Source organism: Bifidobacterium sp. LH_512 (assembly GCF_056356435.1).
In genome coordinates, this window is record NZ_JBKEUE010000001.1 from 312,107 (window position 1) to 326,899 (window position 14,793).

Below are 14,793 nucleotides of genomic sequence, written 5' to 3' on the forward strand. Positions count from 1 at the left end.
ATGATCGTTGAATAATAATTAAAGCCTGTCAGCATTGGCATCACGATGCTGGCAGGCTCTTTTATTTGCTATGTACTGCGTCAAATTGGCGACGTTCCTGACAAATCACCATGCAAAATGCAGCGCATCATAAAGCGGCGGCGTCACACCTGCGGCACGCGAATCATGGCCTCCTGGCCCATCACCGCAACCAGTTCGCCGTCCTGCGAAAACACTTTGGCCACGCCTAGTCCGCGGCCATGAGCGGCGGTCGGCGTGTCCTGCACATACAGATGCCACTGATTGATATCGACATCGCGATACCACCACATCGAATGGTCGATGGACGCATACGAAATGCCGGGCGTTGAAATGCTCAGGCCAGCACGACGTAGCACGGGCTCCATCATGATCTGATCGCAGCCCATCGCCAACATCGCACGATGCATCACCTGCGGCATATCCACATGGCCGTCGGCCTTCATCCACACCAGCTGACGGCCCGAATCCTCGGCGGCGCTTTTCTTGTCGGCGCTCAACATAATCGTGCGCGTCACATGGCGAATGTCAAACGGCGACTTCTGCGCGTAGAACTTCGCGAACGGCGAATGCTCGGCATACGGCGTCATCAGCTCTTTTGCGCTGGTCAACGATTCCGGATCCGGCACATCGGACGGCATCTGATCGGCGAATTCCACACCCGTCTGACCATGCTCCTGAAACGAGGCGATGGCGGTCAGAATCGCACCGTTCGACTGCGTCACATTCACCCGGCGAGCGGAAAACGAGCGGCCGTCGCGCAACGTCTCCACGTCAAACAGCAGATCCTGACGAATATCGCCAGGGGAGATGAAATAGCCGTGAATCGAATGCGGCAGACGATTTTTCGGGACGGTGCGGGAGGCGGCGACCAGCGATTGTGCGATCACCTGACCGCCATATACGCGACCGGTGGGGAAATAGATGCTTTCTCCCTTGATATATGTGTGATCGCGGCTGACGGTCGGCTTGTTCAACACCAGAACCTTCGTCAGATGTTCAAGCGGAGTTTCCTGTTCGTCATTCATCTTGTGCCTCTTTTCACTGTTTGTCTTTTTGCGGCTGTTTCGCTGTTTCGTGGTTTCGTCTTTTCGTCGTTCACTGGTGGCGCGTCGTCTGTGGCGCTGATTGTGGCGCGCCGTCTGCGACACAGAGTGTTTCGGTTTATGCCGGTCTTACGACGGGTGCACGACGGGTTTATGACGTCTGTGCATATGGTGCTTATGGCAAGGACCGCCGGAAGATGTGTCCGGCGGTCCTTGCCATATTGGTCTGCGTTCGGTGTTCTTCCATGTGCTTACAGCGACCGAACACCTCACATGCCTGCGTGCATCAACGCATCACACGCGGGTCAGCTTGCGGTGCAGACGGTGCGGGCGAGCCGCATCCTCACCCAAGCGGGCGACCTTGTTCTCCTGATAGGCCTGGAAGTTGCCTTCGAACCAGTACCACTTGGCCGGATTTTCGTCATCGCCTTCCCACGCGAGGATATGCGTGGCGATGCGGTCGAGGAACCAACGATCGTGGGAGACGACCACGGCGCAGCCCGGGAATTCGATAAGCGCGTTTTCCAACGATTCGAGCGTTTCAACATCCAAATCGTTGGTCGGTTCGTCAAGCAGCAGCAGGTTGCCGCCCTGCTTCAGGGTCAGGGCAAGATTCAGACGGTTGCGCTCACCACCGGACAGCATGCCGGTGAGTTTCTGCTGGTCGGAACCCTTGAAACCAAAGCTGGCCACATAGGCGCGGGTCGGCACCTCGACGCCGCCGACTTCTATGAAGTCGAGGCCATCGGAGACGGCTTCCCACAGGTTCTTGTTCGGGTCAAGGCCCTGACGGCCCTGATCGACATAGCTGATCTTGACGGTTTCGCCGATCTTCAGGGAGCCGCCCGACAGCGGCTCCAGACCGACGATGGTCTTGAACAGCGTGGACTTACCCACACCGTTCGGACCGATCACACCGACCACGCCGTTACGCGGCAGGGTGAAGCTCAGGTCGTCGATAAGCACGCGGTCGCCGAACGCCTTATGAATATGCTCGGCTTCCAGAACGGTGGAGCCCAGGCGCGGGCCGACCGGAATCTGAATTTCGGAGAAGTCAAGCTTCTTGTTGTTGCGTGCCTCCTGCTCCATCTGGTCGTAACGCTCCAGACGGGCCTTGTTCTTGGCCTGGCGGGCCTTCGGGGAGGAACGCACCCATTCGAGCTCGTTCTTCAGGCGCTTGGCGAGCTTGGCGTCCTTGGCGCCTTGAATCTCCATACGCTTGGCCTTGGTCTCCAAGTACGTGGTGTAGTTGCCCTTGTACGGGTAGAGCTGGCCGCGGTCGACTTCGCAGATCCATTCGGCGACGTTGTCCATGAAGTAACGATCGTGGGTGACGGCCACGACGGCACCTTGATACTGATGCAGGAACTGTTCCAGCCACAGAATGGACTCGGCGTCCAAATGGTTGGTCGGTTCGTCGAGCAGCAGCAAGTCCGGGGCCTCCAACAGCAACTTGCACAATGCGACACGACGGCGTTCGCCACCGGAGCACACGCTGACCGGAGTATCCGGATCCGGGCACTGCAGAGCATCCATGGCCTGTTCAAGCTGAGAGTCGAGATCCCAGCCGTTGGCGGCGTCGATATCGGTCTGCAGCTTGCCCATTTCTTCCATCAGGGCATCAAAATCGGCGTCCGGATTGGCCATTTCCTCACCGATTTGGTTGAAACGGGCCACCTTTTCGGCGATTTCGCCGAATGCCATCTTGATGTTTTCTCCGACGGTCTTGGCGTCGTCCAGCGGCGGTTCCTGCTGCAGGATGCCGACGGTGAAGCCCGGGGTCAGATAGGCTTCGCCGTTGGACACGGTGTCGAGACCGGCCATAATCTTCAGCAGGGTGGACTTACCCATGCCATTCGGGCCGACGACGCCGATCTTGGCACCGGGAAGGAAGTTCAGCGTCACGTCATCCAAAATCACGCGATCGCCATAGGCCTTGCGGGCCTTAATCATCTGAAAAATAAACTCAGCCAAAGCTGCCCATCCTTCGAAAAAGACGTGGTAATCCTATTGATTTCGATACAACACCCCCATTATTCCTTAAGCTGCCTACAGCGTGCCGCCCTGCGTGGATGAACCGCTGCCATCATCGCGGCGGACATGTCGTAATTCGTACGGCTATTCCGAAGACCGGTGCCTCTGCAAGCCCCCCAAAAAAAATCGGAAGAATGGTGCCGTGGTTCCGAATTTGTGTGCGAAGTATGACAGGATTATTGACAGGTGCTGTGCTGCTGTACCGAATGCCATATCGCTGTGATGCGTTGTGCGGTGATGCCGGCAATGCTGGCGGGCGTCGGTCGGCGACTTTGATTGGAGGCATGCCATGACGGTGTGGGATGCGATCGGACTGAGCCCGTCGGAGGTATTGTCGGTGCTTGCCGCATTGCTGCTGTGCGGTTTGATCGGTTTCGAACGTGAAGCAAGACGCAAGGAGGCGGGTATCCGCACGCATATGCTGGTCGGTTTGGGCAGCTGCCTGTTCGCGATGGTTTCCGTGCACGGTGCGATGTTCCTTGCGGATGGCGCGTCGTGGGACACTTCTCGTATCGCGTCTCAAGTGGTGACGGGTATCGGGTTTCTTGGTGCCGGTGTGATTTTCTTCAACAAGGACACCGTGCGAGGCCTTACCACCGCCTCCGCGATCTGGGTGGTCGCCGCAATTGGACTTGCCTGTGGCCTGGGCATGGTGGGGCTGGCCGCATTGGTCGTGATCGGCTATTTTCTCGTCGTGCTGGCAATCGCTCCGCTGGCGTTCATGCTGTTGAAGCGCAATCGTGACCATATCGTGCGACTGACCTATGAAGATGGCAAGGGCGTATTGCGGCAGACCATGCTGATGGCGTCGCGGTATGGTTTCGAACTGCATATCGTCGCCGCACATGATATCGAACATGAAGGCCGTGCTGGTGCGACCATGGAAATCCGCCTCAGCGGCCACGACGATCCGTCCTGTCTCATCGCACATGCCGCCGAAATCGACGGTATGCTCGACGTCAATCTTCTCGATCGCGACGAATGACGGGAAGTCGCCGGCGCCTACCGTGACGTCCTCGTAAGGGGCGTGAAATCCGTGGCGGTGGGCGGCAACGCCCGCACCCTCGCCATGAACCCGCGAATCGCTTCGGTCTGCGACACGTCATAGGCGAAATCCAGATCCGCAGCCACTGAACGTGCGACATCATCGAACAGATCAATCATCGGATCAATCGCATTCCAAACGGCATCGACATCCGCCCTCGTATACGTCGCCAGATATCGGCGGTAATAGTCATCCGAAACATACAGGCGCAGATATTTGCCGGCCTTGCCGACGCTCACCGCGAAATCATGGTCGATGCCGGCGCGCCACGTCAGCAGACGAAACAGCATCGGCCGCACCACATCATCCAAATGGTCCATCACAAACGGCAACTGTCCGCGCCGCAAACCCTTCGCCACATTGTTCAGACACCAGCAGAATTCGTTGCATGTATCCGCAAACGCCTTCCGCGAAGGACGCTGCACCCAATAGCGTTCGTCGGACGTCATCCCGCCATCCGGCATGATGCCGTCCTTGTCGACCAGCGTGCGGTACAGCTCCAATCGTTCGGACAACGCGCTTGTCGGCATCACATGCAGGTCGATACGCACGCCATCCGTGAACAGCATCAGCCAGCAATACCAATTCGAGTGGTCGCAAGGCTCGTCACCGAATTCATCCGGATACTGCATGATCAGGCGCTCGCCGAAACGGTCGATCCAGGAACGGTCCTCGACGAACGGTGCGGTGTCGGTGACGACGAAACCGATGTCGTAATCCTGGAACATGTCGCGCGGCTCCTTCGGATTGGCGCGCGAACCTTCCACATAGGCGGCGCGAATACGCGGATCGGCTTGCGCCACGGAAACGATCAGGTCGTATATCTGCGATTCGGAACGCACGGATGCCTCCTGTTCTTATGCGCGGACGTGCGCCGCGACGTATCGGCGCTGTTGAGGGATGCTGCGGGGTGCGGCGGAATACGGCGGAACGCTGCCGGACGCGGCGACGCCGCGATCAGATGATGATGCCGTCGCAATGATCGATTTCATGCTGGATGATCTGCGCGGTGAAACCGGTGAATGCGGCGTGGCGCTCTCGGAAACGGTGGTCGAAATAAGTCACTTCAACGCGTTGATAACGCAGCGTACGGCGCTCGCCTTTGAGGGAGAGGCAACCTTCAGCGGTATCGTATGCGCCGTCCTTTGCGGTGATGATCGGATTGTACATGACGGTGATGCGGCCGCCGAAATCCTCGTCCACAAAGGCGATGATGCGCTTGGAAACGCCGATCATATTCGCGGCCATGCCGACGCAGCCTGCGCGATTTGCCTCCAGGGTGTCGACCAGATCGACGGCGACCGCGCGGTCCTCGGCGCAGTCCGTTGCCGGCGTGGAAAGCTGGGAGAGAAACGGAATCGAAGTCATGATGGGCTGCTGCATGGCATCTCCTTTACTGATTGCACTGCCTAGGGAATCGCGCTGTGTCACCGAACATTATGATGCGTCGGCATTCCGCTCATACCGCCTATAGGCAGCTGTCGTATTCCGGCCTATCATGGGGCGTCAGTCGGACGTATCGCTGCCGAATCGGTGCCGGCGCGTCCATGTCGATCAGCCTGCGGTTGGCGAGCTGCCGTAACGCCGCTGCGACGGTGGCGGGCGGCAGTCCCAACGTGAGCATGATATCGCGCGTGCCCAGTGTGGGCTGACGCCTGAGCAAAGCGAGGATGCGTGAGGCTGCGCCGTCTGTGTCGGTGGAGATGCTGCCGCCGTGTTTGGGAATGATTATACGGAAGGTTTCGATGGTGTTTTCGATGCGTGCGGGTTCTCGGCCTTCGCGCCTCAACGTCGCTTCGATGTTGAGGTAGCCTGCGCCGCCGCTGGTGATGACGGTGCCGCCGTCGGGATATGGCGTGGACTGCAGCAACGCAAAAAGGAACGGGTTACGGGTGGAGGGCGTCGCAGGCTTGGATAGAGTGCGTTTGGTGACTTTGCCGAACAGGCCGCCCGGATTGCCGATTTCCAGTCGGTCGGTATAGATGTTGATGTGCACGGGCGTGCCGAGCGCGTCGGGGGAGTAGTCGCGGTGGGTGAGTGCGTTGCTGATCGCTTCGCGCAATACGTCGGCCGGATAGGCGGGGAGCGGCGCATCGCTCCGTCGACTGGCGCCGCTTGTCGGCGCGCCGTCATGCGCGGCTTGCATCGGGGAATCCTCAGGGAAGGCGGTTTGCCCGTCGTCCGGCGTGGTCCATCGCATCAACGCGTCGACTGCATCGTCGATCATGGTCGGAATCGGTCCGGTGAAGGTTTCCGCGGTGATGAGACTGCTGGCGCCGTCGAATACGTCCTCGTGGGCCGTGCCGGGGAACATGGCGACCGTGACGTTGAGACGGGGAAAGAACTTCTGCGGATAGCGTCCCACTGCGAGCAACGCGGCGAGCGTGGGATGCGCGTCGTCGGGGACGACGCTTTCGGACGTCGCTCCTGCGGGCCTCCCGTCATGCTCGGATTCGGACGCCGCGCCGTCGGAAGATGATTCTGACGTGGTGAGAATGCGCAGGTCGAACATCATGTCGATGTCGCTGCGGTCTGCGAAGACATGGGGATGAAGCTGCCGTTCATGCGTCAGCAGGGCATGCAGCAGCATCGGATTGAGATCGTCGAAGGTCGCTTCGCCGACCGGCCGAACGTCATAGGCCGGTTGGCCATGTTCCTCCATCAGCCGGTCCACCTCATAGGAGGTCATGTGCCGGTCGCCGTCTCCTGTACGTATGTAGGAACCGTTATAGGGGCCCGCTGTAGTGATGAAGCAGGGTTTTTCCCGCGGCTGCATTTCGTCGATGACGGCGAACACCAGGTTGGAGCCTTCGAAAGGGCAGGTTACGATGACCGGGCGCACCACGGGCGTGAGTTTTTCGCAGGCCTGGCTGAGCGCCTCCTGCATGGCTCGGGCGTTGAATCCCTCGACCGGTGTGAATCCGGCTTTTTCGCTGAGTCCAAGAACGATATAGCCGCCGTTGCCGTTGGAGAAGGCGGATAACGTCTCGGTGATGGTGGTGCTAATGCGGCGTCTGCATTCCTTGACCTCGCACTGTTGGGTGTCGTTGCCGATGATTCGCATCAGTTCGATGAGATCGGTCATCTTGGCCGTATAGTCGTCGTTGTCCATCGCGTCACCTCAATCCGTTGCCTTCAGCCTACATGCTTGAGGCGGTGTTTCGGTGGTTTTTGAGCGTAACGAGACAAATCTGTAGGGGGCCCTCTGGTCTTGGCTCGCTGAGTCGTTGCTAGCGAGCCAAGACCAGAGGGCCCCCTACAGATTTGTCTCATTGAGGGATTGGCCTCAGCAATTGACTGGCTTACTGAATCGCGGCGAGTGCCTGATCCAGATCGGCAATGATATCGTCGGCATTTTCGATGCCGCAGCTCAGGCGAACCAGGTCGATGCCGACGCCGGCCTCCTCGAGCTGTTCTTCGGTGAGCTGACGGTGCGTGGTGCCGGCCGGGTACAGCGTGCAGCTGCGGGCATCGGCCACATGCGTGGCAATGGAGATCATCTTCAGATGGTCAAGGAAGGACGAAACTTTCTCACGGCCGCCGGGCACGCCGAAGGAGATGACGCCGCAGGTGCCGTTCGGCATGTACTTTTCGGCCAACGCATGGTACTTGTCGCCTGGCAGGCCCGGGAAGTTCACCCAGTTGATGCGAGGGTCTGCGGCGAGATATTCGGCGACCTTCTGCGCATTCTCGCAGTGGCGCTGCATGCGCACGGCGAGGGATTCCAGATGCATGCCCATGATCCAGGAGTTGATTGGTGCCGGGGTGGAGCCGAAGTCGCGCATGAGCTGTGCGGTGGCTTTGGTGATGTAGGCGGCCTTGCCGAAGTCCTTCGCGTAGGTGACGCCATGATAGGAGTCGTCCGGCGTGGTCATTCCCGGGAACTTGTCGGCGTGGGCCATCCAGTCGAAGTTGCCGGAGTCGACGATCGCACCGCCGACGCAGGAGCCGTGGCCGTCCATGTACTTGGTGGTGGCATGGGTGACGATGTCGACGCCGAATTCGAACGGGCGGCAGTTGATAGGGGTCGGGAAGGTGTTGTCGACGATGAACGGCACACCGTGGCGGTGCGCGGCGTCGGCGAACTTTTCGAAGTCGAGCACGATCAGCGCCGGGTTGGCGATGGATTCGCCGAACACTGCCTTCGTGTTCGGTCGGAATGCCGCTTCAAGCTCTTCCTCAGAGCAGTCGGGGCTGACGAAGGTGCAGTCGATGCCCATCTTCTTCATCGTCACGTTGATGAGGTTGAAGGTGCCGCCATAGATTGCGGAGGACGCCACGATGTGGTCGCCATTGTTGCAGATGTTGAACAGGGCGAAGAAATTGGCAGCCTGGCCGGAGGAGGTGAGCATGGCCGCAACGCCGCCTTCAAGCTCGCAGATCTTCGCGGCGATGGTGTCGCTGGTCGGATTCTGCAGACGGGTGTAGAAATAGCCGCTTGCGGACAGGTCGAACAGACGGCTCATCTGTTCGCTGGACGTGTACTTGAATGTCGTCGCCTGAATGATCGGGGGAGTGCGGGATTCGCCGTTGCCTGGCTGGTAGCCGCCCTGCACGCACGTGGTGTCGATATGTTCGCTCATTAAAGCTCCTTTATCGGTGGAGATGATTGCGATGTCGTGAACACGGCCACTGTAGCACTGCGAACGGGTGAGGAATGCCTGATATTCGCGCAATGGGAGCACGTGTTTTTCGTCGTGTCTTAGATTTGCAAATTATTTCTTTCTTGGGTACATTATATATGTTTGTATATAATCTTAGTAAGTAAAGTAAACAAAATAATTACTGAGACCACATATTGAGCTGTATATTGCGATGGCGCAGAAAGGACATGATGGTGATGGACGCCAATCAAACCGGATCGACGCCTGCTGATATTCGTTCACGCAATCGCGCTGTCATATTACGGTCGCTGTATCCCGACGTATGGCGTTCCCGCGCCGAACTCGCCAAAATAACGGGCATCAGCAAAGCGTCAATCTCAGACGTCGTCGCCGGCCTTATCGACGATGGCTTGATCATCGAAGGTGGCTATCGCGCGTCGAATCGTCCTGGAAAACCGGCATTATTGGTCGGCTTCAATCCTGCCGCACGCCACATCATAGCCATTGATATTGCCGATATTCCTTTGTTGCGCGGATATATCAGCGATTTGAATGGCAGCGTCATTCAATCGCGCAATATGCAGCCAGCGAATGGGAATTTGCCGCAAGTCGACGACATCATCGCATTGTGCGAGAAGTTGATTGATGTTGCGACGGCGTCGATTTTGGGCATCGGCATCGCGGTTCCCGGCACCGTCGACGATGCCGGCACGGTGCTTGATGCATCGAACCTGCATTGGTCGTCCGTACATCTGCAAAGTGTGCTGGAACAGCGCTTCAATCTGCCTGTCGTCGTGTTGAATGACGCCGACGCTGCGGCGTTGGGCGAACGCTATATGCAGCACGGTGTGCGCAATCTGCTGGTGATTTGCATTTCGCGCGGTGTGGGCGCGGGCATGATCATTGAAAATCGATTGGTGCGCGGCGACGGGTTCGCAGCCGGGGAAATCGGCCATGTCGTTATCGATCCGGCCGGACCATTGTGCAGCTGCGGGCGGCACGGATGCTTGGAAACTTTGGTTTCGGCGGCGGCATTGCGAAACAGGATTTCAGAAGATCCGCAATCACGCCAGCAGATTTTGCGAGATGCGGCCGATACTCTCGGCAAGTCGCTGTCGATGCCGGTTTCGATGGCGAACCTTCGGGAAATCGCCGTCATGGGGCCTGACGATATCGTCGACGATGTTTTCCTTGAAGAATTAGGGAAAACGTTGAACGGCTGGGTGCGTACGGACGACGGCAATCCGATTACGGTGCGACGTACCAAACTCGGTCAGGAAATCGTGTCGTTGGGCGTCGGTGCCGCAGTATTGCAGACGCAGCTGAATATCCAATAGCGATGCATGCAAATTTTTCTGCGAAAACAGATAGCACAACAAAGGGAAAGGAACAACCATGGAAACCACGAATAATGTGGTTACGGACCGTTTGGTCGGCATTGATGTCGGCGGCACGAAGATTGAAGGCGTGCTCACCGACCTGAACGGCAAGGTGCTCGACGAGTACCGCGTTCCGGCGCGCCCGGGCGCACAGAACGTCGTCGACGACATCGTCGCCGTCGTGCGTCATCTGAGCGAGGAGCGCATCCCGGTCGGCATCGGCATTCCGGGGCAGGTCGATGAGAAGAACGGTGTCGTCAAGGACATCGTAAATCTCGACATCGTGCGTCTTGATCTGGCCGATGAAGTCTCCGACAGGCTGGGCGGCGTCCCGGTGCGTGTGGAGAACGACGTCAACGCCGCGGCTCTTGGCGCGGCCGCAATCGTTGACGCCCCGAAGGACGGCAGCGTGGTATTCCTGAACTTCGGCACCGGACTTGCCGCCGGTATCGTGAGCGACGGCAAGCTTGAGCATGGCTATTCCGGTGCTCTTGGCGAAATCGGCCACCTGCCGGTCGACCCGAACGGTCTCAAGTGCGCCTGCGGCCAGCATGGCTGCCTTGAAACCGTTGCCTCCGGTGGCGCCGCCGTGCGCCTGTGGCCGACCGAAGACGGTCGTCCGCCGATGCCGGACGTTCTCGAAAAGGCCGCTGCCGGCTCCGAAGAAGCCCAGAAGGTCAAGCACATGCTCATCCACGGCATCGTCGACACGATTCAGGTGGTTATTCAGGGCTATGATCCGGCCATCGTCGCCATGGGCGGCGGCATGATCAAGACCGGTCAGCCGCTGATGGACGCTATTTTGGAAGAGCTGCACGCTCGCGAAAAGGACAGTCACTTTCTTGAGACGCTGAACATCGCGGCCCGCCTGCAGATGCTTCCGCCGGAAGAACCGGTCGGTGCCGTCGGCGCCGCCCTCGCAGTGGCCGTCGCCTGAACGGTCTCTCACAGCGTGTAACGATGCGGCCGATGGTGTCGAATGATGCCGCCGGTCGCATCGTCGTATAAAGGATGTATTCCCGGATTCGTTATCTGCGGAACGAAATGACAATCCGCGCGTAATCTGGAATATTGGTGGGGACATTTCGACGTTGCGAATTCGCCGTCAAAATCGGAACATGCGTACAGCGGCATACCGCACGAACGCATTCCGATTATGTGCGAATCAGCCAAACCATAAGAGAGGCATCACTATGACCCGCATTCTGTTCGTCGTCGGCTCCAAGCGTGACGGTTCCTTCAACCACATCGCCGCAGAAGAGGCGGCCAAGGCTCTTGCAGGCAAGGCCGAAGTCGGCTTCCTGAACTACACTGACCTGCCGTTCTATGATCAGGGCGCCGAATTCCCGATGCCGGAAGCCGTCAGCCGCGTACGCGAGGAAATCCAGGCCGCTGACGGCATCTGGTTCTTCACCCCGGAATATAACTTCAGCTATCCTGGCTACCTGAAGAACCTGCTCGACTGGATGTCCCGCCCGCTTGACCCGACTTTCCAGGACATGACCAGCGCCATCGCCGGCAAGAAGACCGCCGTAGCCGCAGTCGCAGGCAACTCCGCCGGCAAGGGCGTGCGCGCCAAGCTCGCCGAACTTCTGGGCTTCATCAGGACCGACGTGCTGGAACAGCAGACAGGCATTGTCCTGCCGAGCGAAGCCTTCGTGACCGGTGCGTTCGAACCGACCGACGAAGACAAGGCCGCACTGGCCTCTCAGGCCGAAGCCTTCCTCGCTTTCATCGGCGAATAATCGAATGGTCGGAGGCATAGGCAGCGGCATCGCCTTGCCCCTATTCCGCGCTGTCTCGCGCCGCCTCGAATTATTCCGCATCGGATGATGAAGTCGCGTCATGCGATATCATCATCCGATGCAAAGCAATCAGATCAAACAGACTCCGCGCGGCGTTTCGGCTACGCTGATCGCCGCCGTCGTATATGGCATGTTCCCGCTGTATTGGGCCGCGCTGTCCAGCGTCTCATCCATGAACGTCATGCTGTACCGCATTCTGACCGCGGCCATCGTCATGGTGCTGTTCATGCTGGCAAGCGGTCGCTGGCATGCGTTCATGCAATCCGTGAAGGCGATGTGGAAACGCCCGAAGATCTTCGCGGGCGCCGTCGCCGCGGCGGTGCTCGTCACCATTGATTGGGTCGTCTACATTTATTTGGTGTCCATCGGACACACATCCGAGGCGAGTGCGGCGAATTTCCTGTTGCCCCTGATCAACATGCTGCTGGCGTTGGTGATTCTGCGCGAAAAAACATCGGTCCTGAGCATCGCATCCATGGTGATCGCATTGTGCGGTGCCTCCTTGTACGTGATTGATACCGGCTCGTTCCCCGGACTGGCGATGCTGATGACCTTCAGCTACAGCGGATATTGCCTGATCAAACGATTCGTGCCGCTCGATCCGTTCGAATCATTGACGTTCGAAACCGGTGTGCTGGCGCCGTTCGCGTTTGTGGCGCTCGCCGTGCAGCCGCGTTTCGGCGTGCCGGCGGGGGAACCGTGGTGGGTGTGGGCGCTGCTTGCGGGCTGCGGCATTCTGACGGTGATTCCGCTGGTGCTGACATCGTACGGCGTCAAGCACGCGTCGTTCGTGACCTTAAGCTTTACGCAATACATCACGCCGAGTATTCAGCTGGTGCTGGGCATTACGGTGTTGGGGGAGCAGGTGCCGGCGCATCGTTTCATTTCGTTCGGTGTGATTTGGTTCGCGTTGGCGGTGTACACGTTTGATTTGATTCGCCGGCACAGGCGCACGCTGGTGTTGGGACAGCGGCGTGATCATCGGTGAGACATGAGTCGTATGAGGCCTTATTGATAATAAGGCCTCATTTTTTGAGGTTTCATTGTGTGCTGATGATGTGTTGCGCTGTGATTTTATGTTTGTGATGTGACCTCTCGGGTCTGATTTGCGTGAAGTCGTTGCTTATACATGTATCCAGGTCTGATTGATATCTGACTTTAGTGTGATTTGTGTCGTGATTTTGGCTTAATTTCAACGTTTTCACGGAGTCTTTGTCGTGTTTTCACCTTTGCGAAACGCCGAATAGTAAAACGGATTGACAAAGATAGGTAGTTCATTTTACTATTTACTCAACGGCGGGCGAGTGGACCCGTCATGGATAGCAATGCTTAGCAAAGGAGCACCCATGGGTCTGTGGGATATCGATAAGATCGAATACGTCGGTCGCGAAAAGGGACCGAAGGAAGGCCTCGCTTTCCATTACTACGACGCCGACCGCATTGTCGCTGGCAAGAAGATGAAGGACTGGCTGCGCTTCGGCGTCGCTTGGTGGCACACCTTCGATCAGGAGCTCGTCGATCCGTTCGGCACTGGCACCGCTCGGCGTCCGTGGTACGGCAAGTACTCCAATCCGATGGACGAGGCTCTGGCCAAGGTTGATTACGCTTTCGAGTTCTTCACCAAGCTGGGTGCCGAATACTTCTGCTTCCATGATCGCGACATCGCTCCGGAAGGCGACACCCTGCGTGAGACCAACGCAAATCTGGACAAGGTCGTCGACAAGATCGAAGAGAACATGAAGGCCACCGGCGTCAAGCTGCTGTGGAACACCTCCTCCCTGTTCACCAACCCGCGCTTCGTTTCCGGCGCCTCCACCTCGCCGTTCGCCGACATCTACGCCTACTCCGCGGGCCAGCTGAAGCACTCCCTGGAGATCGCAAAGCGTCTGGGCGCCGAGAACTACGTGTTCTGGGGCGGTCGTGAAGGCTACGAGAATCTGTGGAACACCCAGATGAAGCGTGAGCAGGAGCACATGGCCAAGTTCTTCTACATGTGCCATGACTATGCCAAGGAAATCGGCCTGGATGCCCAGTTCCTGATCGAGCCGAAGGCCAAGGAACCGACGATGCACCAGTACGACTTCGACGCCGCCACCGCCATCGCATTCCTGAAGACCTATGGCATCGACTTCATGAAGCTGAACCTCGAAGGCAACCACGCCAACCTGGCCGGCCACACCTATCAGCATGAGATCCGCACCGCCCGTGAGGCCGGTGTTCTCGGCTCCCTCGACGCCAACCAGGGCGACAAGCTCATCGGTTGGGATATGGATGAGTTCCCGACCGACCTGGTCGAAACCACCACCGTGATGTGGGAAGTCCTCGACGAAGGCCAGATCGGACCTCACGGCGGCCTGAACTTCGACGCCAAGCCGCGTCGTACCTCCTTCTACGCTGAGGACCTGTTCCGTTCCCACGTCGCCGGCATGGACACCTTCGCAGCCGGCCTGCTTGTGGCAGCCAAGATGCACGAGGACAAGTTCATCCAGAACCTGCAGGCCGAGCGCTACGCCTCCTACGATTCCGGCATCGGAGCCACCATCGACAACGGCACCGCTTCGCTGGCCTCCCTGGAGGAGTACGCTCTGGACATTCCGCAGTCCAAGCTGATCGAAGCCACCAAGTCCGATCATCTCGAGGGTGTCAAGGCCACCATCAACAACTACATCATCGACGCCCTGGCCGAAGCCTGATTCAAGGCGAAAACCAGAATCGGTGATGGTGATCGTCGCGTGCGCCAGGCGCGCCGCATCGCCGGCGTACGCGACGATTGCATCATCCCTCTCCTTCTTCTTTCCTTTTTCTCCTATACTCCTTCCTTCATCGCAGAAGCAGCGGAACCGTCCAGATCATGTATGCGGT

Annotated in this window: 12 protein-coding genes; 6 read left to right on the top strand and 6 right to left on the bottom strand. The window is 58.4% G+C overall.

Annotated elements, in window-relative coordinates:
• Window positions 1-143: 143 nt before the first annotated feature.
• Together AC1AWD_RS01380 and ettA are read right to left on the bottom strand one after the other, a co-directional pair.
• Window positions 144-1,046, bottom strand: coding sequence for an acyl-CoA thioesterase (locus AC1AWD_RS01380; RefSeq protein WP_476563273.1), 903 nt, complete (start codon window positions 1,044-1,046; stop codon window positions 144-146).
• 312 nt (window positions 1,047-1,358) lie between these two features.
• A complete protein-coding gene (ettA, locus tag AC1AWD_RS01385; protein ID WP_476563274.1) occupies window positions 1,359-3,038 on the bottom strand; it encodes an energy-dependent translational throttle protein EttA in 1,680 nt (559 codons plus the stop codon).
• Window positions 3,039-3,387: 349 nt separating this feature from the next.
• On the opposite strand from ettA, the gene AC1AWD_RS01390 reads away from it, so the two are divergent.
• Complete coding sequence (locus AC1AWD_RS01390; protein WP_476509566.1) at window positions 3,388-4,083, top strand: MgtC/SapB family protein; 696 nt, start codon at window positions 3,388-3,390, stop codon at window positions 4,081-4,083.
• Between the two features lie 17 nt (window positions 4,084-4,100).
• On the opposite strand, the gene AC1AWD_RS01395 is transcribed toward AC1AWD_RS01390, so the two are convergent.
• The 4 genes from AC1AWD_RS01395 to AC1AWD_RS01410 all read right to left on the bottom strand — a co-directional run bounded on the left by AC1AWD_RS01395 (window position 4,101) and on the right by AC1AWD_RS01410 (window position 8,726).
• Complete coding sequence (locus AC1AWD_RS01395) at window positions 4,101-4,985, bottom strand: aminoglycoside 6-adenylyltransferase (RefSeq protein ID WP_476563275.1); 885 nt, start codon at window positions 4,983-4,985, stop codon at window positions 4,101-4,103.
• A 115-nt stretch (window positions 4,986-5,100) separates the two neighbouring features.
• Window positions 5,101-5,526, bottom strand: coding sequence for a peptide deformylase (locus tag AC1AWD_RS01400; protein WP_476563276.1), 426 nt, complete (start codon window positions 5,524-5,526; stop codon window positions 5,101-5,103).
• 85 nt (window positions 5,527-5,611) lie between these two features.
• On the bottom strand, window positions 5,612-7,255 hold the full coding sequence (locus AC1AWD_RS01405; protein WP_476563277.1) for an ATP-binding protein: 1,644 nt from the start codon (window positions 7,253-7,255) through the stop codon (window positions 5,612-5,614).
• A 190-nt stretch (window positions 7,256-7,445) separates the two neighbouring features.
• The gene (locus AC1AWD_RS01410; RefSeq protein ID WP_476563278.1) at window positions 7,446-8,726 is read right to left on the bottom strand and encodes an O-acetylhomoserine aminocarboxypropyltransferase/cysteine synthase family protein; all 1,281 of its coding nucleotides are present in this window, start codon (window positions 8,724-8,726) and stop codon (window positions 7,446-7,448) included.
• A 257-nt stretch (window positions 8,727-8,983) separates the two neighbouring features.
• On the opposite strand from AC1AWD_RS01410, the gene AC1AWD_RS01415 reads away from it, so the two are divergent.
• The 5 genes from AC1AWD_RS01415 to xylA all read left to right on the top strand — a co-directional run bounded on the left by AC1AWD_RS01415 (window position 8,984) and on the right by xylA (window position 14,624).
• Window positions 8,984-10,084 carry an ROK family protein gene (locus AC1AWD_RS01415; RefSeq protein ID WP_476563279.1) on the top strand — a complete coding sequence of 367 codons (1,101 nt, stop codon included), beginning with the start codon at window positions 8,984-8,986 and terminating at the stop codon, window positions 10,082-10,084.
• A 58-nt stretch (window positions 10,085-10,142) separates the two neighbouring features.
• Entirely contained in the window at window positions 10,143-11,063 is a 921-nt protein-coding gene (locus AC1AWD_RS01420) for an ROK family protein (protein WP_476563280.1), read from the top strand.
• 256 nt (window positions 11,064-11,319) lie between these two features.
• Window positions 11,320-11,871: an NADPH-dependent FMN reductase gene (locus AC1AWD_RS01425; RefSeq protein WP_476509559.1), complete on the top strand. Its 552-nt coding sequence runs from the start codon at window positions 11,320-11,322 to the stop codon at window positions 11,869-11,871.
• 118 nt (window positions 11,872-11,989) lie between these two features.
• The gene (locus AC1AWD_RS01430; protein WP_476563281.1) at window positions 11,990-12,919 is read left to right on the top strand and encodes an EamA family transporter; all 930 of its coding nucleotides are present in this window, start codon (window positions 11,990-11,992) and stop codon (window positions 12,917-12,919) included.
• A gap of 358 nt (window positions 12,920-13,277) precedes the next feature.
• A complete protein-coding gene (gene xylA / locus AC1AWD_RS01435) occupies window positions 13,278-14,624 on the top strand; it encodes a xylose isomerase (RefSeq protein ID WP_476563282.1) in 1,347 nt (448 codons plus the stop codon).
• Window positions 14,625-14,793: the final 169 nt, after the last annotated feature.

What these genes read in the sequence shown, in the direction of transcription:
- AC1AWD_RS01380 (WP_476563273.1), bottom strand. Translation starts at nt 1,046, where the DNA reads ATGAATGACGAACAGGAAACTCCGCTTGAACATCTGACGAAGGTTCTG.
- AC1AWD_RS01390 (WP_476509566.1), top strand. Translation starts at nt 3,388, where the DNA reads ATGACGGTGTGGGATGCGATCGGACTGAGCCCGTCGGAGGTATTGTCG.
- AC1AWD_RS01400 (WP_476563276.1), bottom strand. Translation starts at nt 5,526, where the DNA reads ATGCAGCAGCCCATCATGACTTCGATTCCGTTTCTCTCCCAGCTTTCC.
- AC1AWD_RS01405 (WP_476563277.1), bottom strand. Translation starts at nt 7,255, where the DNA reads ATGGACAACGACGACTATACGGCCAAGATGACCGATCTCATCGAACTG.
- AC1AWD_RS01410 (WP_476563278.1), bottom strand. Translation starts at nt 8,726, where the DNA reads ATGAGCGAACATATCGACACCACGTGCGTGCAGGGCGGCTACCAGCCA.
- AC1AWD_RS01415 (WP_476563279.1), top strand. Translation starts at nt 8,984, where the DNA reads ATGGACGCCAATCAAACCGGATCGACGCCTGCTGATATTCGTTCACGC.
- AC1AWD_RS01420 (WP_476563280.1), top strand. Translation starts at nt 10,143, where the DNA reads ATGGAAACCACGAATAATGTGGTTACGGACCGTTTGGTCGGCATTGAT.
- AC1AWD_RS01425 (WP_476509559.1), top strand. Translation starts at nt 11,320, where the DNA reads ATGACCCGCATTCTGTTCGTCGTCGGCTCCAAGCGTGACGGTTCCTTC.
- AC1AWD_RS01430 (WP_476563281.1), top strand. Translation starts at nt 11,990, where the DNA reads ATGCAAAGCAATCAGATCAAACAGACTCCGCGCGGCGTTTCGGCTACG.
- xylA (WP_476563282.1), top strand. Translation starts at nt 13,278, where the DNA reads ATGGGTCTGTGGGATATCGATAAGATCGAATACGTCGGTCGCGAAAAG.